The organism is Serratia sp. TSA_7 (genome assembly GCF_052692135.1).
Genome location: NZ_JBQZFU010000009.1, coordinates 130,883 through 154,805, shown reverse-complemented (window position 1 = coordinate 154,805; position 23,923 = coordinate 130,883). Strand labels below are relative to the sequence as shown.

The 23,923-nt window shown below is 56.2% G+C and carries 28 protein-coding genes; 14 read left to right on the top strand and 14 right to left on the bottom strand.

The genetic code is table 11. From position 1 onward, the window contains the following. Positions 1–30 precede the first annotated feature (30 nt). Both ACUTQW_RS21950 and ACUTQW_RS21945 read left to right on the top strand, forming a co-directional pair. Positions 31–1,245 (top strand): lactonase family protein, encoded by a 1,215-nt coding sequence (locus ACUTQW_RS21950; protein WP_020439857.1) that lies wholly within the window; start codon positions 31–33, stop codon positions 1,243–1,245. 52 nt (positions 1,246–1,297) lie between these two features. Next, positions 1,298–3,214, top strand: coding sequence for a BglG family transcription antiterminator (locus ACUTQW_RS21945; protein ID WP_006328272.1), 1,917 nt, complete (start codon positions 1,298–1,300; stop codon positions 3,212–3,214). Positions 3,215–3,414: 200 nt separating this feature from the next. On the opposite strand, the gene npr is transcribed toward ACUTQW_RS21945, so the two are convergent. The 11 genes from npr to ACUTQW_RS21890 form a co-directional block, all read right to left on the bottom strand. Continuing rightward, positions 3,415–3,687, bottom strand: a complete 273-nt coding sequence (npr, locus tag ACUTQW_RS21940; RefSeq protein ID WP_004948556.1) for a PTS phosphocarrier protein NPr — start codon at positions 3,685–3,687, stop codon at positions 3,415–3,417. Further along, positions 3,684–4,538 carry an RNase adapter RapZ gene (rapZ, locus tag ACUTQW_RS21935; protein WP_004948553.1) on the bottom strand — a complete coding sequence of 285 codons (855 nt, stop codon included), beginning with the start codon at positions 4,536–4,538 and terminating at the stop codon, positions 3,684–3,686. The genes npr and rapZ overlap by 4 nt, the downstream gene beginning before the upstream one ends. Positions 4,539–4,669: 131 nt before the next feature. Further along, a complete protein-coding gene (gene ptsN, locus ACUTQW_RS21930; RefSeq protein ID WP_004948550.1) occupies positions 4,670–5,131 on the bottom strand; it encodes a PTS IIA-like nitrogen regulatory protein PtsN in 462 nt (153 codons plus the stop codon). Between the two features lie 282 nt (positions 5,132–5,413). Next, positions 5,414–5,701: a ribosome hibernation promoting factor gene (hpf, locus tag ACUTQW_RS21925; RefSeq protein ID WP_004948547.1), complete on the bottom strand. Its 288-nt coding sequence runs from the start codon at positions 5,699–5,701 to the stop codon at positions 5,414–5,416. A 23-nt stretch (positions 5,702–5,724) separates the two neighbouring features. Then, positions 5,725–7,158 (bottom strand): RNA polymerase factor sigma-54, encoded by a 1,434-nt coding sequence (gene rpoN, locus ACUTQW_RS21920; protein WP_004948545.1) that lies wholly within the window; start codon positions 7,156–7,158, stop codon positions 5,725–5,727. A gap of 50 nt (positions 7,159–7,208) precedes the next feature. Further along, complete coding sequence (lptB, locus tag ACUTQW_RS21915) at positions 7,209–7,934, bottom strand: LPS export ABC transporter ATP-binding protein (RefSeq protein WP_006317106.1); 726 nt, start codon at positions 7,932–7,934, stop codon at positions 7,209–7,211. Between the two features lie 6 nt (positions 7,935–7,940). Beyond that, positions 7,941–8,480, bottom strand: a complete 540-nt coding sequence (gene lptA / locus ACUTQW_RS21910) for a lipopolysaccharide ABC transporter substrate-binding protein LptA (protein WP_006328270.1) — start codon at positions 8,478–8,480, stop codon at positions 7,941–7,943. Further along, positions 8,449–9,027, bottom strand: a complete 579-nt coding sequence (gene lptC, locus ACUTQW_RS21905) for an LPS export ABC transporter periplasmic protein LptC (protein WP_004948534.1) — start codon at positions 9,025–9,027, stop codon at positions 8,449–8,451. The genes lptA and lptC overlap by 32 nt, the downstream gene beginning before the upstream one ends. After that, positions 9,024–9,578, bottom strand: a complete 555-nt coding sequence (gene kdsC, locus ACUTQW_RS21900) for a 3-deoxy-manno-octulosonate-8-phosphatase KdsC (protein WP_004948532.1) — start codon at positions 9,576–9,578, stop codon at positions 9,024–9,026. Before kdsC ends, lptC begins: the two co-directional genes overlap by 4 nt. Positions 9,579–9,596: 18 nt before the next feature. Next, positions 9,597–10,583 (bottom strand): arabinose-5-phosphate isomerase KdsD, encoded by a 987-nt coding sequence (kdsD, locus tag ACUTQW_RS21895; RefSeq protein WP_004948529.1) that lies wholly within the window; start codon positions 10,581–10,583, stop codon positions 9,597–9,599. 16 nt (positions 10,584–10,599) lie between these two features. Next, complete coding sequence (locus ACUTQW_RS21890; RefSeq protein WP_004948527.1) at positions 10,600–11,577, bottom strand: calcium/sodium antiporter; 978 nt, start codon at positions 11,575–11,577, stop codon at positions 10,600–10,602. A 313-nt stretch (positions 11,578–11,890) separates the two neighbouring features. Between ACUTQW_RS21890 and mlaF the strand changes: the two genes are divergently transcribed. The 7 genes from mlaF (at position 11,891) to murA (ending at position 16,704) form a co-directional block, all read left to right on the top strand. After that, positions 11,891–12,706, top strand: a complete 816-nt coding sequence (gene mlaF, locus ACUTQW_RS21885; RefSeq protein WP_004948525.1) for a phospholipid ABC transporter ATP-binding protein MlaF — start codon at positions 11,891–11,893, stop codon at positions 12,704–12,706. A 4-nt stretch (positions 12,707–12,710) separates the two neighbouring features. Then, positions 12,711–13,493, top strand: coding sequence for a lipid asymmetry maintenance ABC transporter permease subunit MlaE (gene mlaE / locus ACUTQW_RS21880; protein ID WP_004948524.1), 783 nt, complete (start codon positions 12,711–12,713; stop codon positions 13,491–13,493). Between the two features lie 4 nt (positions 13,494–13,497). Further along, positions 13,498–14,049 (top strand): outer membrane lipid asymmetry maintenance protein MlaD, encoded by a 552-nt coding sequence (gene mlaD, locus ACUTQW_RS21875; RefSeq protein ID WP_006328260.1) that lies wholly within the window; start codon positions 13,498–13,500, stop codon positions 14,047–14,049. Between the two features lie 14 nt (positions 14,050–14,063). Beyond that, a complete protein-coding gene (gene mlaC, locus ACUTQW_RS21870) occupies positions 14,064–14,693 on the top strand; it encodes a phospholipid-binding protein MlaC (protein ID WP_004948518.1) in 630 nt (209 codons plus the stop codon). Then, complete coding sequence (gene mlaB / locus ACUTQW_RS21865) at positions 14,693–14,995, top strand: lipid asymmetry maintenance protein MlaB (protein WP_004948514.1); 303 nt, start codon at positions 14,693–14,695, stop codon at positions 14,993–14,995. Before mlaC ends, mlaB begins: the two co-directional genes overlap by 1 nt. A 140-nt stretch (positions 14,996–15,135) precedes the next feature. Then, the gene (gene ibaG, locus ACUTQW_RS21860; protein ID WP_004948511.1) at positions 15,136–15,390 is read left to right on the top strand and encodes a BolA family iron metabolism protein IbaG; all 255 of its coding nucleotides are present in this window, start codon (positions 15,136–15,138) and stop codon (positions 15,388–15,390) included. Positions 15,391–15,444: 54 nt separating this feature from the next. Beyond that, positions 15,445–16,704 (top strand): UDP-N-acetylglucosamine 1-carboxyvinyltransferase, encoded by a 1,260-nt coding sequence (gene murA / locus ACUTQW_RS21855; RefSeq protein ID WP_004948506.1) that lies wholly within the window; start codon positions 15,445–15,447, stop codon positions 16,702–16,704. Positions 16,705–16,778: 74 nt separating this feature from the next. Here the strand turns inward: murA and degS are convergent, their stop codons facing one another. The 3 genes from degS to zapG all read right to left on the bottom strand — a co-directional run bounded on the left by degS (position 16,779) and on the right by zapG (position 19,892). Next, complete coding sequence (gene degS / locus ACUTQW_RS21850; protein WP_004948503.1) at positions 16,779–17,837, bottom strand: outer membrane-stress sensor serine endopeptidase DegS; 1,059 nt, start codon at positions 17,835–17,837, stop codon at positions 16,779–16,781. Between the two features lie 89 nt (positions 17,838–17,926). Further along, on the bottom strand, positions 17,927–19,297 hold the full coding sequence (gene degQ, locus ACUTQW_RS21845; RefSeq protein ID WP_006328258.1) for a serine endoprotease DegQ: 1,371 nt from the start codon (positions 19,295–19,297) through the stop codon (positions 17,927–17,929). Positions 19,298–19,490: 193 nt separating this feature from the next. Continuing rightward, a complete protein-coding gene (gene zapG, locus ACUTQW_RS21840) occupies positions 19,491–19,892 on the bottom strand; it encodes a Z-ring associated protein ZapG (protein WP_004948498.1) in 402 nt (133 codons plus the stop codon). Positions 19,893–20,123: 231 nt separating this feature from the next. On the opposite strand from zapG, the gene zapE reads away from it, so the two are divergent. The 5 genes from zapE (at position 20,124) to sspB (ending at position 23,844) form a co-directional block, all read left to right on the top strand. Continuing rightward, a complete protein-coding gene (zapE, locus tag ACUTQW_RS21835; RefSeq protein ID WP_006328257.1) occupies positions 20,124–21,251 on the top strand; it encodes a cell division protein ZapE in 1,128 nt (375 codons plus the stop codon). Positions 21,252–21,527: 276 nt separating this feature from the next. Continuing rightward, the gene (gene rplM, locus ACUTQW_RS21830; protein ID WP_004948491.1) at positions 21,528–21,956 is read left to right on the top strand and encodes a 50S ribosomal protein L13; all 429 of its coding nucleotides are present in this window, start codon (positions 21,528–21,530) and stop codon (positions 21,954–21,956) included. Positions 21,957–21,971: 15 nt separating this feature from the next. Beyond that, positions 21,972–22,364, top strand: coding sequence for a 30S ribosomal protein S9 (gene rpsI / locus ACUTQW_RS21825; RefSeq protein ID WP_004948488.1), 393 nt, complete (start codon positions 21,972–21,974; stop codon positions 22,362–22,364). A gap of 335 nt (positions 22,365–22,699) precedes the next feature. Further along, the gene (gene sspA, locus ACUTQW_RS21820; RefSeq protein WP_004948486.1) at positions 22,700–23,341 is read left to right on the top strand and encodes a stringent starvation protein SspA; all 642 of its coding nucleotides are present in this window, start codon (positions 22,700–22,702) and stop codon (positions 23,339–23,341) included. A gap of 5 nt (positions 23,342–23,346) precedes the next feature. Beyond that, positions 23,347–23,844 (top strand): ClpXP protease specificity-enhancing factor, encoded by a 498-nt coding sequence (gene sspB / locus ACUTQW_RS21815; RefSeq protein WP_004948483.1) that lies wholly within the window; start codon positions 23,347–23,349, stop codon positions 23,842–23,844. Positions 23,845–23,923: the final 79 nt, after the last annotated feature.

The following is a 23,923-nucleotide window of genomic DNA, read 5'->3' as shown; positions in this document are numbered from 1 at the left end:
GCCGCGCCGTTAGCTACAATAAGGACAATCATGCGAAACTGGCAGGCTTCCCCCTTACGTACTGCGTTAACCCTGGCGCTGCTGGCTATCGCCAGCCCGGCGCTGCATGCTGAGGATGCAATGAACTCCACGTCATCTCATTTTGCTTATATCGGTACTTACAACCCTAACGGCGGAGGCGTTTACCGGGTGCAGGTCGATCCGGCCAGCGGCGCGCTGAGCGCGAAAACGCTGGTCAGCAACCAGCCTAATCCGGCGCAGCTTACCCTGGATGCCCAAGGCCGGACGCTGTATGTCGCCAGCGAAGTGGCCGATTTTAACGGCAGCAAGCACGGCGGCATCATCGCTTATCGCATCAACCCGGTAGATGGCGGGCTGACGCAGCTGAATCAGGTTGATTCGCAGGGCGCGGGGCCGGTTTACCTTTCCCTGACGCCGGACGGCCGCCATCTGCTGGTGGCGAACTACGTCAGCGGCACCGTGGCGGCGTTCCCGGTTGAGAATGACGGCAAATTGGGCAATGCCAGTTCAGTGCAACAGGATCAGGGGCCGGCAGGCGCGAGCAAACCTGCGGCGGCGGTGGAGGGCAGTTTTGCCGCCAGCGACCATAATGGCCCGCACGCGCATATGATCGCCTGCGATCCGAGCGGCAAGTTTGTGTTTTCCACCGATCTGGGGCTGGATCGCCTCTACCAGTGGCGCTTTGACGGCGCAAGCGGCCTACTGACGCCAAACGATCCGCCGTGGATCGCCGCTTCTTCCGCCGGTGCCGGCCCGCGTCACTTTGTGTTCCATCCGGACGGCAAGACGGTGCTGTTGGTGAACGAAGAGGCTTCGACGCTGACCAGCTACCGTTTTGACAGCCAAAAAGGTACTCTGAAACAATTACATACCCTTTCTTCGCTGCCTGCCGATTATAAGGGCACCAGCTTTGCCTCGGGGTTGGTCTTGAGTGAGGACGGCAAGAATCTGTATGTCGCCAACCGGCTGCATAACAGCATCGCGCAGTTCAGCGTTGGTGCCGATGGCGAATTGAAGCCGGTGGCGGAAATCTGGACGCGCGGTGACTATCCGCGATCGTTGACGTTGAGCCCGGACGGGCATTATCTCTATGCGATGAATCAGCGCAGCGATAACGTCACCCGTTTCAGCCTGGACAAGGCCAGCGGCAAACTCAGCTTTGTTGAGGGCTATACGCCGGTAGGCAGCCCCTCGCAAATGGTGTTCCTGCCGGTGACGAAGTAACTCGTTGCCCGCCTGGTTTCCCCAGGTGGGCACCTTAATTGACGGAAAGAGCATGGTACGATTTCCCTACCCGCGTTTGGCCTATCTGTTCGACGCTTTGCAGTCCGAGACCTTGCCGCAGGATGAGTTGGCGAAGCGCTTTGCGGTATCCACCCGTACCGTGCGTGCCGATATCACCGCGTTGAACGATATCCTGGAAAAATACGGCGCTCGCTTTGTGCATAGCCGTGGGGCGGGCTATCGCCTGCAGGTGGATGATGCCGCGCTGTTCAGCGCCTTGCAGCATAGAGAGCGCAAAAAGCACGCCACGCCACGCAGTGCGCAAGAGCGGGTGCACTATCTGCTGATTCGTTTTTTGACCTCAGCCTTTTCCCTGAAGCTGGAAGATTTGGCCGATGAATGGTTTGTCAGCCGTGGAACGCTGCAAAACGACATGGCTGAGGTGAGAGAGCGCCTGGCGAACTATCAATTAACCATTGAAACCAAACCACGCTATGGCATGAAGCTGTTCGGCTCGGAGATGGCGATCCGCGCTTGCCTGACCGATCTGTTATTCCAACTGCATCTGGCCGATGCCGAAAACCCGTTGCTCAACAATGAAATCCTGCTGCAACCGCAGGTGGCGACCTTCGCCGGGCTGCTGCATCCGCTGTTGTCGCAATACGCCATCCGCCTGACGGATGAAGGTGAGCAGTATTTGATTTTTTACTGCGCGGTGGCGCTGCGGCGCATCAGCGATGGCTACCCGCTGTCGGACTTTGACGTTGAAGACGGCGATGACGCGGTGCGCAAGGTCTCCACCTGGCTGGCGGGGGAACTGCGCAAGGCCAGCGGCAAAGAGGTGTCGATGGCGGAAGAGGCCTACCTCAGGGTGAATATTGCCGCGCGCAGGGTGCAGGACGTGCAGCCGACCGAGATTAACGCCGACGACGAAGAAGCGCTGGTGGACTACATTTTGTCGTACATCAACGCGCACTATAACTACAACCTGCAGGGCGACCGCCAACTGCGGGCGGACTTGCTCACCCATATCAAGACCATGATTACCCGGGTGAAATACCAGATCAATATTCCCAACCCGCTATTGGCCAACATCAAACAACACTATCCGATGGCCTATGACGTGACGCTGGCGGCGGTATCGAGCTGGGGAAAATACACGCCTTACACCCTGAGCGAAAACGAAATCGGCTATCTGGTGCTGCATATCGGCGTTGGGTTGGAACGGCACTACAACATCGGCTACGAGCGCCATCCGCAGGTGATGCTGGTATGCGATACCGGTAACTCAACGGTGCGCATGATCCAGGCGCAGATTGCGCGCAAGTACCCGCAGCTGGTGATGACGCGCATCGTTTCGCTGCGCGATTACGAGGTACTCACTCATATCGACGAAGATTTTGTCATTTCCAACGCGCGGGTCAGCGAAAAGAACAAACCGGTGGTGGTGATGTCGCCGTTTCCTACCGACTACCAGTTGGAACAGTTGGGTAAGCTGGTGCTGGTGGATCGTACCAAACCCTACATGCTGGAGAAGTTCTTCGACGCCGCGCATTTCTGGGTGGTAAATGAGCCGCTGACGCAGGCGGAGCTGTTCCGAAAAGTGTGCGTTCAACTGGAGCAGGAAGGGTATGTCGGCGACGATTTTTACCCGTCGGTAGTGGAGCGCGAAGCGATAGTGTCGACCATGCTGGGTGAAGGTATTGCACTGCCGCACTCGTTGGGATTGCTGGCGAAAAAAACCGTGGTGATGACGCTGCTGGCGCCGCAGGGTGTGGTGTGGGGCGACGGTGAGATAGCCCATGTGATTTTCCTGCTGGCGATCAGCAAAAGCGACTACGAAGAGGCGATGGCGATTTACGATCTGTTCGTCACTTTTGTGCGCGAACGTTCGATGAGCCGCCTGTTGGGCAGCGATAATTTCGACAGTTTCAAGGCGGTGGCGCTGGACTGTTTAAGCCGGATTTAAGCGATGAGCCAAAAATAGAGGTCGTCTTAAAGGGAATATTTCTAGGCACCTTTAAGAGTGCTAAAAACGGGCAGGGGATGAAGTCTCTTCAATTGCCGATAAACGCTAGATTTAATCTGAGTATACTGCTGAAGCTTCATAAATGTTAAACGCGCCATAAAGGGCGCGTTCCTGGGGTTTACTTCTTTGTTGCGGGGAAGTTAGTCTTCATCAAACCCGGAATTAATCAGTTCAATCACCGCATTCAGCGCTTTCACCTCATCCGGGCCGGTGGCTTCCACTTCGATATGCCGCCCCTGTGCGGAGTCCAGCATCAGCAGCGCAATCACGCTGCTGGCTTCGGCCTCGGTGCCGCTGTCGTTACGCAGCATCACTTCGGCGTCAAAACTCTGCACCAGCTCGAACAGCTTCATCGCCGGGCGAGCGTGCATACCGAGTTTGTTTTTGATTTCAACCGTTTGCTTGACCGTCATTGTTTGCGTTTTTCCAGCGTCCGGTGGCGCGATTGCACATTCTTGCCGCGTGAGCGGAAGTAGTCGGCCAGCTGTTCGGCTACGTAGACGGAACGGTGTTTACCGCCGGTACAGCCAATCGCCACCGTCAGGTAGCTGCGGTTGTTGGTTTCCAGCATCGGCAGCCACTGTTCCAGATAGCTGCGCGTCTGGTAGATAAAGTTATGCACTTCAGTGTGACGATCGAGGAACGAGGCGACCGGTTTATCCAGGCCGGTCATCGGGCGCAGTTTCGGATCCCAGTGCGGGTTCGGCAGGAAGCGTACGTCGAAGACGTAATCGGCGTCGATCGGGATGCCGTGCTTAAAGCCGAAGGATTCAAATACCATGGTCAGTTCGCGCTCGCGTTTACCCAACAGACGAGTACGCAGCATTTCGGCCAGCTCATGCACCGACATTTCCGACGTGTCGATGAGCAGATCGGCCCTTGAGCGCAACGGCTCAAGCAGATCGCTTTCTTCATCGATCGCGCTTTCCAGCGACAGGTTCTTGGTGGAGAGCGGATGCAGGCGGCGGGTATCACTGTAGCGGCGAATCAGGGTATTACGGTCGGCGTCGAGGAACAGCAATTGCGGAGAAAAGCAGTCCGGCAATTGGGTCATCGCATATTCAAACACTTCCGGCGATTCCGGCATGTTACGCACGTCGATGCTTACCGCTGCGGATATGTTGCGTTCCGCCAGCGTATTGGCAAGCTGCGGCAGCAGTACCACGGGCAGGTTATCAACGCAGTAAAAACCCATGTCTTCCAGCGCCCGCAAGGCGACGGATTTCCCTGAACCGGAACGGCCGCTGACAATCATCAGCACCATGTGGCAACTCCCCCTGGCATCTCAGTGGCGTTTATCGCCACCGTTAGAAACTTTATTATTCCGGCCTGAGCCGAAACCCATCATAGCTAAACAGTATCGTTATCCTGGCTGGAAGTCACGCCAGCCGGGCGTTACTCGGTAATGATCTGGTAAAGCTCTTCGTCGCTTTGCGCCGAGCGCAGGCGGCGGCATACGGTTTTGTCGGCCAGGCGCTTGGCGACCAGCGACAGGGTATGCAAATGGGTTTTACATTGGTCGGCCGGCACCAGCAAGGCGAACAGCAGATCGACCGGCTGGTTATCAATGGCGTCAAAGGCAATGGGTTGGTCGAGACGGATAAACACGCCAACGGCCCGCAGTGTGTCCTCTTCCAGTTTGCCATGGGGAATGGCGATACCGTTGCCGATACCGGTACTGCCCATGCGCTCCCGGGTGAGAACCGCGTCAAACACCACCTGCGATGGCAGGTTGAGCTGTTTTGCAGCCAGTTCGCTGATAATCTCCAAAGCCCGTTTCTTGCTGGTGCAGTGTACCGAGCTTTTGGTGCACTCGATGTTTAACACCGAGCTTAATTGCATTGTTTCGTTGTTCATCTCATCTTCACTTAAAACCACACCATCAAGCTGCCTTGTGAGGTGATTTTTCGCCTTGTTTAACCCTGATGGCTTATCGGCGCGGTACCCATACCCGTCATACTTGAAGCTGTCTCTGTGTTGGCTGCGCTGACTTACCCGAATCACTTACCTGTGTAAGCTCGCGGGATAATCGCTCATGCCACCTCGATGCAACGCCAATTATTCAGGGTCATACAGGTAACGCGCCGACGACCTGGGCTATGTTTGAGCCGTGCCCGCTGACGGAAACGGCCCAGAATGTCAGTGTTGTTTCAGTTTGTCTTTATGTTTGTTCAATTGACGCGCCAGTTTGTCGATCAGGGTGTCAATTGCGGCATACATGTTCTCGTCTTCCGAGGTGGCGTGCAACTCGCCTCCATTCACGTGCACCGTCGCTTCCGCAATCTGCTGCACTTTTTCCACGCTAAGCACGACATACACCTGATTTATGCGGTCAAAATACTGTTCGAGCTTGGCGAACTTGGTATTCACGAACTCGCGTAAAGGTTCGGTGATTTCGATGTGGTGTCCGGTAATGTTGAGCTGCATAGTGTCTTCCTTCTCTATTGAGGTCAAACCAACTGTTTACGCTGGTTGGACGGCGGGATGGACAAAGACTCTCGGTACTTGGCGACAGTACGCCGCGCCACGATGATCCCCTGATCGGAGAGCAGGGTGACCAGCTTGCTGTCGCTGAGCGGTTTAGCGGGGTTTTCCGCCGCAATCAATTTCTTCACTAACGCTCGGATCGCCGTAGAGGAAGCTTCGCCCCCGCTGTCGGTATTCACGTGGCTGGAGAAGAAATATTTCAACTCGAAAATGCCGCGCGGACTGTGCAGAAACTTCTGCGTGGTGACGCGTGAGATTGTCGATTCATGCATCTCCACGGCCTGGGCGATATCCGCCAGCACCATGGGCTTCATAAATTCAGCACCCTGTTCAAAGAATGCCTGTTGCTGCTCGACGATGCAGCGCGTGACTTTCAGCAAGGTGTCGTTACGGCTTTCCAGGCTCTTGATCAGCCATTTCGCTTCCTGCAGATTGCTGCGGATATACTGGCCGTCACTGTCGTTACGAGCGCTGCTGCCCATTGCGGCGTACTGCTGGTTGATCTTCAGCCGCGGAATGCTGTCGGCGTTGAGCTCTACCGTCCAACTGTTCTGCACTTTGCGTACCAGCACGTCCGGGATCACGTATTCCGACTCGCCAGTATTGATCGACTGGCCCGGGCGCGGATCAAGAGACTGAATCAGCAGCATCGCTTCTTTCAGTGTATCTTCTTTTAGCCGGGTTGTTCGCATCAGGCTGCGAAAGTCGTGATTGGCCAACAGAGCCAGATGTTCGCTGATGATCAGGCGCGCTTCAGCCAGATAGGGCGTATCTTTTGCGTACTGGGAAAGCTGGATCAGCAGACAGTCGCGCAGATCGCGCGCGGCGACGCCAACCGGATCAAAACGCTGTACGCGCTTCAAAACCGCTTCGACTTCGTCCATTGTCACACTCTCGTCACCCATGCTCTCCAGAATATCTTCCAGCGGCACGGTGAGGTAGCCGGTGTCGTCGACGGCGTCGACTATCGAGGTGGCAATGGCGATATCGGTATCAGAGAATGGCGTGAGATCCACCTGCCACATCAGGTAATCCTGCAGCGTCTGGGTGGTTTCGCCCTGATAGACCGGCAACTCATCATCGCTGTAATCGGTGCCGGTGCCGGACGGTGTACCTGCGGTGTAGATTTCGTCCCAGGTGGCGTCCAGCGGCAGCTCTTCGGGCATGTCCTTTTGTTCCAGCGCCTCGCGGGTATCCAGCCCTTCGGTTTCGGTAGTCTCTTTGGCGTCGATTTCTTCGTGCAGATCGGTCTGCTCAAGCAGGGGATTGCTCTCTAACGCCAGCTGTATCTCCTGCTGGAGCTCAAGCGTGGACAACTGCAGCAGGCGGATAGCCTGCTGGAGCTGGGGGGTCATGGCCAGTTGTTGGCTGAGCCTGAGTTGCAAACCTTGCTTCATAATCTTCAGTCTACTTCCGTTAACAGTCGTCCATCAGGACGCGCCGGCACTCAGAGGCGGAATTCTTCGCCCAGATAAACGCGTTTCACCTGCTCGTCAGCCAAAATGGCATCCGGCGTGCCGTGAGCAATCAGTTTGCCCTGGCTGACGATATAGGCACGTTCACACACGTCCAGCGTTTCGCGCACGTTGTGGTCGGTGATCAGCACGCCCAGGCCGCTGTCACGCAAGTGCTCGATAATTTTTTTAATGTCGATAACGGAAATGGGATCAACCCCGGCGAACGGTTCATCCAGCAGGATGAATTTCGGGTTAGCCGCCAACGCACGGGCGATCTCCACACGGCGGCGTTCGCCACCGGACAACGCCTGGCCCAGGTTATCGCGCAGATGGGAGATATGAAACTCTTCCATCAGCTCAACCGCGCGGTCCGCACGCTGCTCGCTGCTGAGATCTTCGCGGATCTCCAGGACGGCCATCAGGTTGTCATACACGCTCAGGCGACGGAAGATCGACGCTTCCTGCGGCAAATAGCCAATGCCGCGACGCGCACGGGCGTGCAGCGGCAGCAGGCTGATGTCTTCTTCGTCAATCACGATACGGCCGGCGTCACGTTGAACGATGCCGACCACCATGTAGAAGGTGGTGGTCTTGCCGGCGCCGTTTGGCCCCAGCAGGCCGACGATTTCGCCGGATTTCACTTTCAGGCTGACGTCTTCAACAACTTTACGGCCTTTGTAGGCTTTCGCCAGGTTTTCTGCGATGAGTGTAGCCATAAGTGATTAGTTACTCTTCTTTTGCCCGTTTTTGTCTTGCAACTGCGACGGTACCAGAACCGTAGTCACGCGTTTGCCTTTATCGCTGAACGCCTGCATTTGCTGCTGTTGCACCAGGTAGGTGATGCGATCGCCCTTCACGTTGCTGTCGAGCTGTTCCAGATAGGCGTTCCCGGTCAGGGTCACCAACTGCGACGCCACGTCGTAACGGACCTTCTGCGCATGGCCTTTTACCGGCTTGCCGCTGTCTTGCATCTGGTAGAAGGTGACCGGATTGCCAAAGGCTTCGATATAGGTTTTGCTCTGATCGCCGCCTGGACGGGTAACGACCACTTTATCCGCTTTGATGTCGATGGTGCCTTGCTTGATCACCACGTTATCGGTAAAGGTGCTGACGTTGCTCTGCATATCCAGAGACTGTTTCAGCGAGTCGATGCTCACCGGTTGGTTGGAGTCAGATTTCAGCGCCCATGCGGGGGCGCTGGCGGCCAAAATGAGGCTTCCGATCAACAGATTACGGCGTTGTTTTTTGGTTTTGAATTTCATAGTTGGTCTTAACCTTATCAATCAGCTCAGCGGTTTTGGCCCGCAGGTTCCCACGCATTTTCATGCCGTTCGAGGTAAAGTTTGTCCCGTAGAGGGTCACTTCATCATCCGAAGCGACATCCTGGGTCACCAGATTCACCTGAGCATTGTCCGTTTTAATTTTTTCCAGCTGTGAGGTGGTGGTCAGGCTGTTCACCTCAACGTGGCCGTAAAGATACAGCATTCTGTCTTTAGTCAGTTTGGCGCGATCGGCGCGAACTGACCAGGTGGCCACCGCGTTTTCATCAAACAGCGTCATCACCGGCTGGGTAAACCAGCTTAATTCATCGGCGGTATAATACTTCACGTCTTCCGCCACCAGCTTGTAACTCAGCTTACCGGCCGGATTGTACACTATGGTGACCGTGTGCTGGCTCTGATAAGTCGGGTCCTGATCATTAACGGGGCCTGGAACCGCATCATCACTGAAATCAGTCATGTTCCAGCCAATCAACGCCAGGGCGATCACCGCCAAAAGGAGGGTGATCCAAAGTTTGGTTTTGCTCATATCGACAGCCCTTTGGCGTCCTCCAGCTTATTCTGCGCCAACAGTATAATGTCGCACAGTTCGCGCACCGCGCCACGGCCGCCGGCAATACGGGTAACATAGTGGGCTCTTGGCGTCAGCAACGGATGTGCATCCGCTACGGCGACCGCCAGGCCAACCTGAGCCATCACCGGCCAGTCGATCAGGTCGTCACCGATATAGGCCACCTGATCCGCGTTTAACGACAGTGTATCCAACAGTTCGCGGAAGGCCAAAAGCTTATCGGACTGCCCTTGATACAGATGGGTGATGCCGAGGGTTTTCGCCCGATCTTCCAGCAGCTTGGCTGAACGGCCGGTGATAATTGCCACGTCGATATCCGAAGTCTTCAGGCAGCGAATGCCGTAACCGTCGCGCACGTTGAACGCTTTCAATTCTTCGCCGTTGTTGCCCATGAAAATCAGGCCGTCCGACAGCACGCCGTCGACATCGCAAATCAGCAGGCGGATTTTGCCGGCACGCGCCATGACGTCTTGTTCTACAGGCCCGTAGCAGGTTTCAACCAGACTCATTGAGTTCTATTCCTTTAATTAAACGACGCCGGCGCGCAGCATGTCATGCATATGTACCACACCCAGCAATTGGTCGCCATCGGCAACCAGCAGCGCGGTGATATGGCGCTGCTGCATCAGGTTCAACGCATCGACCGCCAGCAGGTTCGGGCGCACCCGTACGCCGCCGAGCGTCATGACATCGACGATCCGGGCTTCATTGAGGTTGATGCCCATATCAAATATCCGCCGCAGGTCACCATCGGTAAAGATACCGGCGATTTTCATCAGATCGTCGCAGATGACCGTCATGCCCAGGTTTTTGCGCGTGATTTCCAGCAACGCGTCGCGCAGCGATGCATCGGCGCTGACGTGCGGGATTTCGTCGCCGCTGTGCATGATGTCGCAAACGCGCAGCAGCAACCTGCGGCCCAGGGCGCCACCGGGGTGCGACAGCGCAAAATCTTCCGGCGTGAAACCGCGGGCTTTCAGCAATGCCACCGCCAGCGCATCACCCATCACCAGGGTCGCGGTGGTGCTGGTGGTTGGCGCCAGGCCAAGCGGGCAGGCCTCCTGCGGCACCTTGATGCACAGGTGAATATCCGCCGCTTTGCCCATCGAGCTTTCCGGATTGTTGGTCATGCAGATCAGCGGGATTTGCTGGCGCTTCAAGACCGGGATGAGCGCCTGGATCTCGTTGGACTCGCCGGAGTTGGAAATGGCGAGCACGATATCTTGTGCCGTCACCATGCCGAGGTCGCCGTGGCTGGCCTCCGCCGGATGAACGAAGAATGAGGGCGTGCCGGTGCTGGCGAAGGTCGCGGCGATCTTGCAGCCAATATGCCCGGATTTGCCCATGCCCATCACGACCACTTTACCGCAGCAGCCGGCGATCAATTCGCAGGCGCGGGTAAAGTCTGCATTGATGTACCGATCGAGCTGGGCCAGCCCGTCACGCTCAATCTGCAGCACTTCTTTGCCTGCCTGTTGAAAATCAAAGCCCGGTTGCAACTGAATGTTCGACATGTTCATTCCCGTCGGTTTAGCCGAAAGTACTGAAAGGATTAAAAAACAGCACCGCAAGATACGCAATAAAGCCACATAATAACAGAGCGCCCGCCAGATGACCGATACGATGTTTTCGCCCGATGCACAGGGCGCTGAGCACAATGCTGACCGCCAGCATGACCCAATAATCGCGGTGGAAGGCGGCAGAATCGACGCTGCCCGGGGACAGCAGGGCGGGAACGCCCAGCACGATCACTGTGTTGAAAATGTTGGAGCCGATGATATTACCAATCGCCATATCATCCTCACCCTTTAGTGCCCCGGCGATGGACGTGGCCAACTCCGGCAGGCTGGTGCCGATGGCGATGAGGGTCAAGCCGACCACCAGTTCGCTCATGCCAAAATAATGCGCAATTACCGTGGCGTTATCGACCACCATTTTGGACGACAGCGGCAGAATAATGAACGCCAGCACCAGCCACAGCACCGCCACGGTGTTGCTGCTGTCTTGCGGCAGCTCGGCGAGTTGTTCCACGGTCAGGCTGTCGCTGCCTTCGCGCTGCGCCAGCCGGGCAATTTTCAGCATCAATAAAATGAAGGCGGCGGCGGCGGCCAACAGCACCACGCCATCCAGCCGACTCAGGGTGCCGTCCATCAGCACGAAACCGCACAATACTGTGACCGCCAACATCAGCGGCAGTTCGCGGCGCAGTACCTCGGAGCGCGCCGCCAGCGGGTGAATCAGCGCCGCCACGCCAAGGATCAACAATATATTGGCAATGTTGGAACCTAATACGTTCCCCACGGCCATATCTATCTGCCCATTCAGCGCGGCGGTGGTCGACACGAACAGCTCCGGCAGCGATGTGCCGATGCCGACGACGGTCATGCCGATGATTAACGGCGGCACGCCAAGCGAACGGGAAATCACCGCAGCACCGTAAACTAAGCGGTCTGCGCCATACACCAGTAAAAATAAACCAACGATGAGTAAAGCTATCGCGAGAAACATGCAGGGTCCTTTGTTGGGTATCAACCCGGTTCGTTGGTTAAAAGCCGAAATTCGGCTATCTTGCTTTGCCCTCCGTTGCGCAGGCTAAAGCCGCAGCAACGGGTTTTCCCGGCTAATATATGAACAGATTCGTTTTTTTCGTTATATGGGCAATTTTGACCGGGTGGCGCGTAAAAGTAAAATCAGGTGCAGCCTTAGCGCACCATTGGTAGCGAAATACCGGTAAGTTTTTGTAAAGATGAGACGCGTTGCGTCCGTTGCTTTAACATCGTGGGTAGATTTGGCAAAAATGAGCCGTAAAGGATCCATTAACATGCACCAAAATGCAGAGAATCTGGTCGAAGTGCGCGACATGAGTTTCTCGCGCGGCGATCGACTGATATTCGAAGACATCAACCTGACGGTTCCCCGTGGCAAGGTCACGGCGATCATGGGGCCGTCCGGTATTGGTAAAACCACGCTGCTGCGCCTGATTGGCGGCCAACTGGCACCGGACCGCGGCGAGATCTGGTTCGACGGCGATAACATTCCCGCGTTATCCCGCCATCAGTTGTATGAAGCACGCAAGAAAATGAGCATGCTGTTCCAGTCCGGCGCGCTGTTCACCGATCTTACGGTGTTTGAAAACGTGGCCTACCCGCTGCGTGAGCACAGCCGTTTGCCGGAACCGATATTGCGCAGCACGGTGATGATGAAGCTGGAAGCGGTCGGCTTGCGCGGCGCGGCTGAACTGATGCCCAATGAACTGTCCGGCGGCATGGCGCGGCGTGCCGCGTTGGCGAGGGCGATCGCGCTCGACCCGGAACTGATCATGTTCGACGAGCCTTTCGTCGGTCAGGATCCGATCACCATGGGCGTGCTGGTGAAGCTGATCGATGAGCTGAATCATGCGCTGGGCATCACCTGCATCGTGGTTTCGCACGATGTGCCGGAAGTGCTGAGCATCGCCGACTACGCGTATATCGTGGCCGATCACCGGGTGATTGCCGAAGGGACGACGCCACAATTACAGAACAATCCTGATGCGCGCGTGCGCCAGTTCCTGGATGGTATTGCCGATGGGCCGGTACCCTTCCGTTATCCGGCCGGGGATTACCAGGCCGAGCTGTTAGGCTTAGGGAGTAAATAAGCTTATGTTATTACAGGCGTTAGCGTCGTTAGGGCGCCGTGGCATCAATACCAGCGCCAGCTTTGGGCGCGCGGGGTTGATGCTGTTCAACGCACTGGTCGGGCGGCCGGAGCCGCGTAAACAGTGGCCGTTGTTGCTAAAGCAAATGCACAGCGTGGGTGTGCAATCGTTGCTGATCATCATGGTTTCCGGGCTGTTTATCGGCATGGTGCTGGGGCTGCAAGGCTATCTGGTACTGACGACTTACAGCGCCGAGGCCAGCCTGGGCATGATGGTGGCGTTGTCGCTGCTGCGTGAACTGGGGCCGGTGGTTACCGCTTTGCTGTTTGCCGGCCGCGCCGGTTCCGCGTTGACGGCGGAAATCGGCTTGATGAAGGCGACCGAACAAATTTCCAGCCTGGAAATGATGGCCGTCGATCCGCTGCGACGGATTGTCGCGCCGCGCTTTTGGGCCGGTTTGATCAGCATGCCTCTGCTGACGATTATCTTCGTCGCGGTGGGCATCTGGGGCGGTTCGATAGTCGGCGTGGATTGGAAGGGCATCGACAGCGGCTTCTTCTGGTCGGCGATGCAGGGCGCAGTGGAGTGGAGAAAAGACTTGCTCAACTGCCTGCTCAAGAGCGTGGTATTCGCCATCACCGTGACCTGGATTGCCATTTTCAACGGGTATGATGCGGTACCGACCTCTGAAGGGATTAGCCGGGCAACGACGCGTACCGTGGTACATTCGTCGCTGGCGGTGTTGGGATTGGATTTCGTGCTGACAGCACTGATGTTTGGGAATTGATTCGATGCAAACGAAGAAGAGTGAAATTTGGGTTGGGGCGTTTATGCTGATTGCGCTGTGCGCCATCGTCTTTCTCTGCCTGCAGGTAGCAAACATTAAGTCTATCGGTAATGAGCCGACGTACCGCATCTATGCGACCTTCGATAATATCGGCGGCCTGAAAGCGCGCTCGCCGGTGAAAATCGGTGGGGTGGTGATTGGCCGTGTGGCCGATATCTCGCTCGATCCTAAAACCTATACGCCGCGCGTAGCCCTGGATATTCAGGACAAATTTAACCAGATCCCGGACACCAGCTCGCTGGCGATCCGCACCTCCGGCTTGCTGGGGGAGCAGTATCTGGCGCTGAACGTCGGTTTTGAAGATCCTGATATGGGCACCACCATTCTGAAGGACGGCGGTACCATTCAGGACACCAAATCAGCCATGGTTCTGGAAGATCTGATCGGCCAGTTCCTGTATAAAAGCGGCGGCCAGGACAATGCAGCCAAGCCGGGAGACGCGGCCGCTGAGCCGGCTGCCGGTACTGCGCCGCAATCTGTCGCCCCAAGTCATTAAGAGAGGAAACCTGCATGTTTAAACGTTTACTTATGGTTGCCCTGCTGGTGGTTGCGCCGCTGGCGAATGCGGCCGATCAAACCAACCCGTACAGCCTGATGCAAGATGCGGCTGAGAAGACCTTCACCCGGCTGAAAACCGAGCAGCCAAAAATCAAGCAGGACCCTAACTACTTGCGTTCAGTGGTGCATCAGGAGCTGATGCCGTTTGTCCAGGTCAAGTATGCCGGTGCGCTGGTGCTGGGCCGTTATTACAAAGAAGCGACGCCGGCACAGCGTGAGGCCTATTTCACCGCATTCCAGGCCTATCTGGAGCAGGCTTATGGCCAGGCGCTGGCGATGTATCACGGTCAGACCTACCAGATCGCCCCTGAGCAGCCGCTGGGTAACGCCGACATCGTCGCCATCCGCGTGACCATCATCGATAAAGATGGCCGTCCACCGGTACGTCTGGATTTCCAATGGCGTAAAAACAGCAAAACCGGCTACTGGCAGGCGTATGACATGATCGCCGAAGGCGTCAGCATGATCACCACCAAGCAGAACGAGTGGGCGTCTACCCTGCGAACTCAGGGCATTGACGGTCTGACCAAACAGCTGCAAGCGGCTGCGCAGCGGCCTATCACGCTGGATCAGAAAAACTGATGTCGGCCGCACTCAGCTTTGAATCGCAGCAGCAGACCCTGATCCTGCGCGGCGAGCTGGACCGGGAAACGCTGCTGCCGCTGTGGGAGCAGCGGGAAACGTTGCTGGCGGATAAAACCGCTCTCGACGTCTCGCAACTGCAGCGCGTGGACTCTTCCGGGTTGGCGCTGTTGGTGCATTTGCGTGAGCAGCAGCGCCAGCGCGGCGTTGAATTAAAAATTTCCGGCGCCACCGATCGCTTGAAAACGTTGATCGCGTTGTACAACCTGCAAGCAATAATGCCTGTCGATACCGCTGGTTAGCGATATTTTCAGCTGGCTGAATACGGTCATTCCCCAGAAAGCCCCTGTTGCACAGGGGCTTTTTCTTTAGTTTAAGAAAACGTCGTATTCCACTAAGATGTCAGGCTGATTATGATCCTTTTGCTGCAGAACTGGATACTATGGAAAATAACGAGATTAAAGACGTGCTGATGCAAGCATTGGCGCTGGATGAAGCACATGTCACGGGCGATGGCAGCCACTTTCAGGTGATCGTGGTCGGCGAGCTGTTTGCCGCCATGAGCCGCGTCAAGAAACAACAGACGGTCTACGCACCGCTGATGGAATACATTGCGGACAACCGAATTCATGCCTTATCGATCAAGGCGTACACCCCTGAAGAGTGGCAGCGAGACCGCAAACTCAACGGATTTTAAGGCTGTTTGCCCTCCAGGCGGGCAGCTTCAGATTAGATAACAGAGAGTAGTCAGATGGATAAATTTCGTGTGCAGGGCCGGACCCGCCTCAGCGGTGAAGTTTCTATTTCCGGGGCGAAAAACGCTGCCCTGCCGATCCTGTTCGCCGCATTATTAGCGGAAGAGCCGGTCGAGCTGCAGAATGTCCCTAAGCTGAAGGACATCGATACCACCATTAAGCTACTCAGCCAGTTAGGCACCAAGATCGAGCGCAACGGTTCGGTGTATGTAGACGCCAGCGGCGTGAACGAGTTTTGCGCACCTTATGACCTGGTGAAAACCATGCGCGCTTCTATCTGGGCATTGGGGCCGTTGGTCGCGCGCTTCGGCCGCGGTCAGGTTTCTCTGCCGGGCGGTTGTGCGATAGGCGCACGTCCGGTCGATCTGCATATCAGCGGCCTGGAGCAGCTTGGTGCGGAGATCAAACTGGAAGAAGGTTACGTTAAAGCTTCCGTTGAAGGCCGCCTGAAAGGCGCGCACATCGTGATGGACAAGGTGAGCGTTGGCGCCACCGTAACCATCATGAGCGCAGCGACCCTGGCGACCGGTACCACCGTGATTGAAAACGCCGCACGCGAGCCGGAAATTGTCGATACCGCCAACTTCCTCAACACGCTGGGGGCGAAAATCAGCGGCGCCGGCAGTGACCGCATCACCATCGAAGGCGTTGAGCGCCTGGGTGGCGGTGTGTATCGCGTTCTGCCTGACCGTATCGAGACCGGCACCTTCCTGATTGCCGCAGCGGTTTCCGGCGGCAAAGTGATGTGCCGCGACACCCGTCCGAATACGCTGGACGCCGTGTTGGCCAAGCTGCGCGAAGCCGGCGCGGATATCGAAGTGGGTGAAGACTGGATCAGCCTGGACATGCACGGCAAGCGTCCTAAAGCGGTTACCGTACGTACCGCGCCGCACCCTGGTTTCCCGACCGATATGCAGGCCCAATTCAGCTTGCTGAACCTGGTCGCGGAAGGCACCGGCGTGATCACCGAGACCATTTTTGAAAACCGCTTCATGCATGTGCCTGAACTGATCCGTATGGGTGCACACGCCGAGATTGAGAGCAATACCTTGATTTGTCACGGTGTTGAGCAACTGTCCGGCGCCCAGGTGATGGCAACCGATCTGCGCGCTTCCGCCAGCCTGGTACTGGCCGGCTGTATCGCCGACGGTGTGACCGTTGTCGATCGTATCTACCACATCGACCGTGGTTATGAGCGTATTGAAGATAAGCTGCGCGCGCTGGGTGCGAATATTGAGCGTGTGAAAGGCGAGTAATTTGTCAGATGCCGGGGCGACGCCCCGGCGGAAACACTGCGTTGAGGGTCCGGCTCACTTTGGCCGGGCCCTTTTTAATTGCTGTCTTCCGGGAACTCTCCCACCGTCATCTTCAGCGTAATGCGTTTGCCGTCGCGCAGCACGATGACCGGAATTTCCGTGCCCGGGCGGATCTCAGCCACCTGGTCCATGGTTTCCAGTACCGATATTGCCGGTTTGCTGTCTACGTTGGTGATTACGTCGTTGATATGGAAGCCGGCGTTACCCGCCGGTCCGTTCGGCGTAATTTCGGTTACGATAATGCCTTGCAGGCGGTCGATACCGGAATTGGACGAACGCAAAGGAATAATCTCTTTGCCCTGAATACCGAAGTAACCGCGGATAACGCGGCCATCACGGATCAATTTGTCCATGATCTTGGTGGCCAACTCGATGGGAATGGCGAACCCCAAGCCTTCCGGTGTTTCGCCGTCGGTGATTTTATCGTAGGTCAGGGTGTTGATGCCGATTAACTCACCCAGTGAGTTAACCAGAGCGCCGCCGGAGTTGCCGCGGTTAATCGAGGCATCGGTTTGCAGGAAGGTCTGACGACCGGTGGTGCTCATACTGATGCGACCCGTAGCGCTTAGGATCCCCTGAGTGACGGTCTGGCCGAGATTATAGGGATTGCCGATCGCCAGTACCACATCGCCCACGTGCGCGGCACGGGCGTTATTGATAGGGATTACCGGCAGATTGCCCGGATCTATCTTCAGCACCGCCAGATCGGTCAGGCTGTCGGAGCCGACCAGCAGCGCTTCGTAGCGGCGGCCGTCCTGCAGCACGACGGTAATTTGCTGGGCATCCTTGATAACGTGGCGATTGGTCAGAATATAACCGCGTTCGTTCATGATCACGCCGGAACCCAGCGACAGCACGTTGGCGGCGCCGCTCATATTACGGTTGTAGATATTCACCACGGCGGGCGCCGCGCGCCGCACGGCCTTGTTGTAGCTGACCGGCGTTTCGTCACGGGTATTGTCATGTTTTTCTGCGAACAGAGTATTGGAAGAGCGCAGCACAGGCAGCGCAGCCAGCAGCAGGCCGGCAACGATTAAACCAATAACGACAGAACGCAAGAGCTTAGCAAACATGGAGTTTTAGTACGTGAGATGAAGGATGCAGGGAGGATAACATGAGAATACCGGGCGCAGTATGTCACTGAGCCCGGTTTTTAAACAAATTAACGCAGCAGCAGATAAAGGGTTTCAGTGCCGCGCACGATGTTCAGCGCCATGACTGGAGGTTTGGCTGCCAATACTTTGCGCAATGTCGTGATGTCCTCAACGCGCTGGCGGTTGACGCCAATGATCACATCGTCTTTCTGCAGCCCAATCTGCGCTGCCGTAGAGCCTTTATCCACCTTATCGATCTTCACGCCTTTGTCACCGCTGGCAATGGTGCCGTTGCTGAGGGAAACACCCAGCAGGGCCGGTGAAAGCGTTTCGGCATTGGTGGAGGTGCCCTCGCTGTTATCCAGCGTAACGGCAACTTCCTGCGGTTTGCCATCGCGCAGCAGCCCGACCTTAATGGTTTTGCCCGGAGCGGTAGTGCCCACTTTGGCACGCAGTTCGGCGAAGCTGCTGACCGGCTTGCCGTCGACGGAGACCAAAATGTCGCCGGCCTTGATGCCCGCCTTGGCGGCGGCGGATTTCGGCAGCACTTCGCTGACGAAAGCGCCGCGCTGGGCTTCGGAATTAAACGCTTTGGCCATATCGGCGGTCATTTCGCTGCCTTTGATGCCTAGCAGGCCGCGTTTCACCTCGCCGAATTCGATCAACTGCTGGCTGAGGTTCTGCGCCATGTTGCTCGGAATGGCAAAGCCGATGCCGACGTTGCCGCCGCCCGGTGCCAGAATGGCCGTGTTGATGCCTATTAGCTCTCCGTTGAGATTAACCAGCGCACCGCCGGAATTGCCGCGGTTGATGGAGGCGTCCGTCTGGATAAAGTTTTCCAGCCCCTCCAGGTTCAGGCCGCTACGACCCAGGGCTGAGATAATGCCGGAGGTGGCGGTCTGGCCGAGGCCAAACGGGTTGCCGACGGCAACGGCGAAATCGCCGACCCTCAACGCATCGGAATCCGCCATTTTTATCGCGGTCAGGTTTTTCACGTCACTGAGCTGCAGCAGGGCAATATCGGATTGCTCGTCGCGGCCAACCAGCTTGGCGTCCACTTCGCGGCCGTCATTCAGCTGTACGCTGATTTTGTCGGCGTTGTTGATGACGTGGTTGTTGGTCAGCACATAGCCTTTGGCGGCGTCGATGATTACGCCGGATCCCAGCCCTTCAAACGGGCGCGAGCTCTGTTGCTGCCCTGGGCCGCCGGGGCCGAAGAAGCGTTTGAATTCCTCCGGAACTTGCTGGCGCTGCACCTGGGTCCCTTCAACATGCACGCTCACCACGGCGGGCAAAACTTTTTCCAGCATCGGTGCCAGGCTCGGCAGCGATTGCCCCTGAACAGCGACGGGCAATGCGGCGCTGGCTGCCGGTACGGAGGTGATCGTGAGGCCAATACTCATTGCCAATGCACTAAGAATTAACGACTTTTTCTTCATTGATAATAACTCTCTCAATACCTGACGATGAAATAGTGATGATAAAGCAGCAGCAATACCATAGTGAAGGGTAAGACCGTGAATTTGCGTGAAAAGTTCACTCAAGCACCAGCGTTAAGGATAGTTCAGGCGCGGGGGAGATAAAGCGGGCAAGATCAAAACCCGTGGGGCAGGCCCACGGGCAGGGTGAGGATCAGTCGCGGCGCGGACGCTCGCCACGCAGCAGGCCAGAGGCGCCTTCAGAATAGTCGCGCGGCATTTCTACCGGCGCCTGATCGTTATCGGCTTCGGCTTCGGTCAGGCGATAGCGGAACGGATTTTCCTGCATCGGCAGATCCGGCAGCAGGTTGTTGGAGCTTTTCGCCATGTGTTGATACAGCTGGCGATAGTCTCGCGCCATGTTATCCAACAGCTCGGCGCTGCGGGCAAAGTGGCCGACCAGTTCCTGACGATACTCTTCCAGCTCGGTTTTGCTCTTGTCCAACTCGTTCTGCAAAACTTGTTGTTGACGTAATTTACGATTACCAAAACGCATCGCTACCGCACCAATGGCGATGCCGACGACTAAACCAATCAGCGTATACTCCCAGGTCATGATGACTCCTTTTTGACTTCGTTGTTCCGCAGGGATTTTTCACTTAATAATATCCACTATAACCGTTAACCTTGTCCGAGTGGAATCCTGATAAGCCATAACCTGGCGTTTACAGGGTTTTTCAGTACGCCGCGACGCGGACATTTGTGGCGATAACGGTGCGAAGCAGCATCAACATGCCGCGAAAATTTGCTAAATAATTTCTACGGGTTCTAAGGGAACATCGAACAGATGCAGGCATTATCACCGTTATCACGCTACCAGCAGGCGCTGGATGCGGGGGAATATCAGGCCGACGAGGTTCAACGCCAGGCGGTTACCCGGCTGGAGGGCATTTATCAGGCATTGCAGCAGGCACCTGCAGCAAGCGTGTCGGCCAACGGCCTGCGCGGCAAGTTAAGCCGCTGGCTGGGCAAGGGCGCTGAAACGACCAGCCTTCGTCCGGTGCAGGGGCTGTACATGTGGGGCGGTGTCGGACGCGGTAAAACCTGGCTGATGGACATGTTCTTCCACAGCCTGCCGGGGGAGCGCAAGCTGCGGCTGCATTTCCACCGTTTTATGCTGCGCGTGCACGAAGAACTGACCGAGCTGCAAGGGCAGGAGAACCCGTTGGAGATGATTGCCGACGGGTTCAAGGCGCAGACCGACGTAGTGTGTTTTGACGAATTCTTCGTCTCCGACATCACCGACGCCATGCTGCTGGCCACGCTGTTGCAGGCGCTGTTTGCTCGCGGCATCACGCTGGTGGCGACGTCCAATATTCCGCCGGACGAGCTGTACCGCAACGGCTTGCAACGTGCGCGCTTTTTGCCGGCGATTGCCCTGATTAACGACTACTGCGATGTGATGAATGTCGATGCCGGCATTGATTACCGTTTGCGCACTCTGACTCAGGCGCATTTGTACCTGACGCCGCTCGACAGTCAGACCCGAGAGACCCTGGACCGGATGTTCCTCAAGCTGGCGGGGAAGGCAGGAGAGGAGGCGCCGGTGCTGCAGGTCAATCACCGGCCGCTGCAAGCGATCCGCGCGGTGGATGGGGTATTGGCGGTGGATTTCCATACCCTGTGCGAAGAGCCGCGCAGCCAACTGGACTATATTGCGCTGTCGCGGTTGTATCACAGCGTAATACTGTACAATGTCCAGGTGATGGGGCCGTTGAAGGAGAACACCGCCCGCCGCTTCCTGGCGCTGGTGGACGAATTCTACGAACGCCACGTCAAGTTGGTGATTGCCGCCGAAGCGTCGATGTTCGACATCTACCAGGGGGAGCGGTTGAAGTTTGAATATCAACGCTGCCTGTCGCGCCTGCAGGAGATGCAAAGTGAAGAGTATCTGAAGCTGCCTCATCTGCCTTGATCGCCCCCGGGGGTCTGGCCGCCAGGATCCCCGCTTTCCTCTCGCCGGCGATAAATTGCTTTTCCATTCAAAAAGCGTTCGATCTTTGTGAGCGACTTCTCTATAATCTTGCGACCCCACGTTACAACAAAGTTTTTTTCCCAAAAACTTTATAGTGCCGGCAATGGCTATTCGAAGGGGTAGGTTTGCTGGACTTGTATGGTCGTGTGAGCCTCAACTGTTTTCGAGCGTTTGGGTGTTCACCAACGTGTAACTAATTATTGGGTAAGCTTTCTAATGAAAACTTTTACAGCTAAACCAGAAACCGTAAAACGCGACTGGTTCGTTGTTGATGCGGATGGTAAAACTTTAGGCCGTCTCGCTACTGAACTCGCTCGTCGTTTGCGCGGCAAGCATAAAGCGGAATACACCCCGCACGTTGATACCGGTGACTACATCATCGTTCTGAACGCAGAAAAAGTTGCTGTAACCGGCAACAAGCGTACAGACAAGGTGTATTACCGCCACACCGGCCACATCGGTGGTATCAAGCAAGCGACCTTTGAAGAGATGATTGCCCGCAATCCTGAGCGCGTGATTGAAATCGCGGTTAAAGGCATGCTGCCAAAGGGTCCGTTGGGTCGTGCAATGTTCCGTAAACTGAAAGTTTACGCGGGCAACGAGCACACTCACGCGGCACAGCAACCGCAAGTTCTTGACATCTAATCGGGATTATAGGCAATGGCTGAAAATCAATACTACGGCACTGGTCGCCGCAAAAGCTCCGCCGCTCGCGTCTTCATCAAGCCGGGCAACGGTAACATCGTAATTAACCAGCGCAGCCTGGAACAGTACTTCGGTCGCGAAACTGCCCGCATGGTAGTTCGTCAGCCGCTGGAACTGGTCGACATGGTTGGCAAATTTGACCTGTACATCACTGTTAAAGGTGGTGGTATTTCTGGTCAAGCTGGTGCTATCCGTCACGGTATCACCCGTGCACTGATGGAATATGACGAGACTCTGCGTGGTGAGCTGCGTAAAGCTGGCTTCGTCACTCGTGATGCTCGTAAAGTTGAACGTAAGAAAGTCGGCCTGCGTAAAGCACGTCGTCGTCCGCAGTTCTCCAAGCGTTAATTTTTACTGCTTCGGCAGTGGAGTTTACGCCAAAAACCCGGTGCTTCACCGGGTTTTTTTATGCCTGAAAATTACCTTCTCACGACTAAAATCTGTGGTATATCAGACAATTCAACACGAAATCACCGCAGAGTCCCCACAAAACAAGCAAAATCTGGTAAACTATCATCCACTTTTGCGCCTGTTCGCCATGCAGCTGTCGTCAGTCTACCTCCGCGTCCTGTTTTAGACCCAGGGTTTATCTGTGTGCTGCTGGCCAGCGGTCAAGATCATTCAGGATAGCAGCCTGTTAGTTGGCTATTCGCAGTATTTTCTAGATAAACTTGGAGGTTTTCATGGCTGTCGCTGCCAACAAACGTTCGGTAATGACGCTGTTTTCTGGCCCGACCGACATTTTTAGCCATCAAGTACGTATCGTACTGGCGGAGAAAGGTGTCAGCGTCGAGATTGAGCAGGTCGAGTTGGATAACCTGCCGCAGGATTTGATTGACCTCAACCCGTACCAAACGGTGCCTACGCTGGTTGATCGCGAGCTGACCCTGTATGAATCCCGTATCATCATGGAATACCTGGATGAGCGCTTCCCGCACCCGCCACTGATGCCGGTTTACCCGGTAGCCCGTGGTGAAAGCCGCCTGATGATGCTGCGTATCGAGAAAAACTGGTACTCGCTGATGTACAAAATCGAGAAGAGCAACGGCCAGGAAGCAGAATCAGCCCGTCGTCAGCTGCGTGAAGAACTGCTGGCGATTGCTCCGATCTTTGGCCAGACGCCTTATTTCATGAGCGAAGAGTTCAGCCTGGTGGATTGCTACCTGGCACCGCTGTTGTGGCGTTTGCCGCAGTTGGGCATTGAACTGAGCGGTACAGGCTCCAAAGAGCTGAAAGGCTACATGACCCGCGTGTTCGAGCGTGATGCCTTCCTGGCCTCCCTGACCGAAGCCGAGCGCGAAATGCGCCTGCAGACTCGGGGCTAAGCGTCATGGATATGTCTCAAATGACCCCGCGCCGTCCGTACCTGCTGCGGGCGTTCTATGACTGGTTGCTTGATAATCAGCTGACGCCGCATCTGGTGGTGGACGTGACGCGCCCTGACGTGCAGGTGCCGATGGAGTTTGCCCGCGATGGCCAGATCGTACTGAACATTGCGCCACGTGCGGTAGGCAGCCTGGAATTAGGCAACGACGAAGTGCATTTCAACGCGCGTTTCGGTGGTGTGCCACGTCAGGTTTCGGTGCCAATGGCAGCGGTACTGGCGATTTATGCGCGTGAAAATGGCGCAGGCACCATGTTTGAACCGGAAGCCGCCTATGAAGCGGAAGGCACTTTTGAAGGCATGGACAATGAGACGATCCCATCGGAAAGCCTGATGTCGGTGATTGATGGCGATCGCCCGGACATGAGTGATGACCACGAGCCGGACGATGAACCGCCACAGCCGCCGCGCGGTGGCCGCCCATCGCTGCGCGTGGTGAAATAATCCCGCAACTACGAATAGCAAAAGGTCGCTCAGGCGACCTTTTTTATTGCCTTGATCCTGCCGAATAATCAAGTCATGC

Coding starts and splice junctions, on each gene's coding strand:
- ACUTQW_RS21950 (WP_020439857.1), top strand. CDS start 31: ATGCGAAACTGGCAGGCTTCCCCCTTACGTACTGCGTTAACCCTGGCG.
- ACUTQW_RS21945 (WP_006328272.1), top strand. CDS start 1,298: ATGGTACGATTTCCCTACCCGCGTTTGGCCTATCTGTTCGACGCTTTG.
- npr (WP_004948556.1), bottom strand. CDS start 3,687: ATGACGGTCAAGCAAACGGTTGAAATCAAAAACAAACTCGGTATGCAC.
- rapZ (WP_004948553.1), bottom strand. CDS start 4,538: ATGGTGCTGATGATTGTCAGCGGCCGTTCCGGTTCAGGGAAATCCGTC.
- ptsN (WP_004948550.1), bottom strand. CDS start 5,131: ATGAACAACGAAACAATGCAATTAAGCTCGGTGTTAAACATCGAGTGC.
- hpf (WP_004948547.1), bottom strand. CDS start 5,701: ATGCAGCTCAACATTACCGGACACCACATCGAAATCACCGAACCTTTA.
- rpoN (WP_004948545.1), bottom strand. CDS start 7,158: ATGAAGCAAGGTTTGCAACTCAGGCTCAGCCAACAACTGGCCATGACC.
- lptB (WP_006317106.1), bottom strand. CDS start 7,934: ATGGCTACACTCATCGCAGAAAACCTGGCGAAAGCCTACAAAGGCCGT.
- lptA (WP_006328270.1), bottom strand. CDS start 8,480: ATGAAATTCAAAACCAAAAAACAACGCCGTAATCTGTTGATCGGAAGC.
- lptC (WP_004948534.1), bottom strand. CDS start 9,027: ATGAGCAAAACCAAACTTTGGATCACCCTCCTTTTGGCGGTGATCGCC.
- kdsC (WP_004948532.1), bottom strand. CDS start 9,578: ATGAGTCTGGTTGAAACCTGCTACGGGCCTGTAGAACAAGACGTCATG.
- kdsD (WP_004948529.1), bottom strand. CDS start 10,583: ATGTCGAACATTCAGTTGCAACCGGGCTTTGATTTTCAACAGGCAGGC.
- ACUTQW_RS21890 (WP_004948527.1), bottom strand. CDS start 11,577: ATGTTTCTCGCGATAGCTTTACTCATCGTTGGTTTATTTTTACTGGTG.
- mlaF (WP_004948525.1), top strand. CDS start 11,891: ATGCACCAAAATGCAGAGAATCTGGTCGAAGTGCGCGACATGAGTTTC.
- mlaE (WP_004948524.1), top strand. CDS start 12,711: ATGTTATTACAGGCGTTAGCGTCGTTAGGGCGCCGTGGCATCAATACC.
- mlaD (WP_006328260.1), top strand. CDS start 13,498: ATGCAAACGAAGAAGAGTGAAATTTGGGTTGGGGCGTTTATGCTGATT.
- mlaC (WP_004948518.1), top strand. CDS start 14,064: ATGTTTAAACGTTTACTTATGGTTGCCCTGCTGGTGGTTGCGCCGCTG.
- mlaB (WP_004948514.1), top strand. CDS start 14,693: ATGTCGGCCGCACTCAGCTTTGAATCGCAGCAGCAGACCCTGATCCTG.
- ibaG (WP_004948511.1), top strand. CDS start 15,136: ATGGAAAATAACGAGATTAAAGACGTGCTGATGCAAGCATTGGCGCTG.
- murA (WP_004948506.1), top strand. CDS start 15,445: ATGGATAAATTTCGTGTGCAGGGCCGGACCCGCCTCAGCGGTGAAGTT.
- degS (WP_004948503.1), bottom strand. CDS start 17,837: ATGTTTGCTAAGCTCTTGCGTTCTGTCGTTATTGGTTTAATCGTTGCC.
- degQ (WP_006328258.1), bottom strand. CDS start 19,297: ATGAAGAAAAAGTCGTTAATTCTTAGTGCATTGGCAATGAGTATTGGC.
- zapG (WP_004948498.1), bottom strand. CDS start 19,892: ATGACCTGGGAGTATACGCTGATTGGTTTAGTCGTCGGCATCGCCATT.
- zapE (WP_006328257.1), top strand. CDS start 20,124: ATGCAGGCATTATCACCGTTATCACGCTACCAGCAGGCGCTGGATGCG.
- rplM (WP_004948491.1), top strand. CDS start 21,528: ATGAAAACTTTTACAGCTAAACCAGAAACCGTAAAACGCGACTGGTTC.
- rpsI (WP_004948488.1), top strand. CDS start 21,972: ATGGCTGAAAATCAATACTACGGCACTGGTCGCCGCAAAAGCTCCGCC.
- sspA (WP_004948486.1), top strand. CDS start 22,700: ATGGCTGTCGCTGCCAACAAACGTTCGGTAATGACGCTGTTTTCTGGC.
- sspB (WP_004948483.1), top strand. CDS start 23,347: ATGGATATGTCTCAAATGACCCCGCGCCGTCCGTACCTGCTGCGGGCG.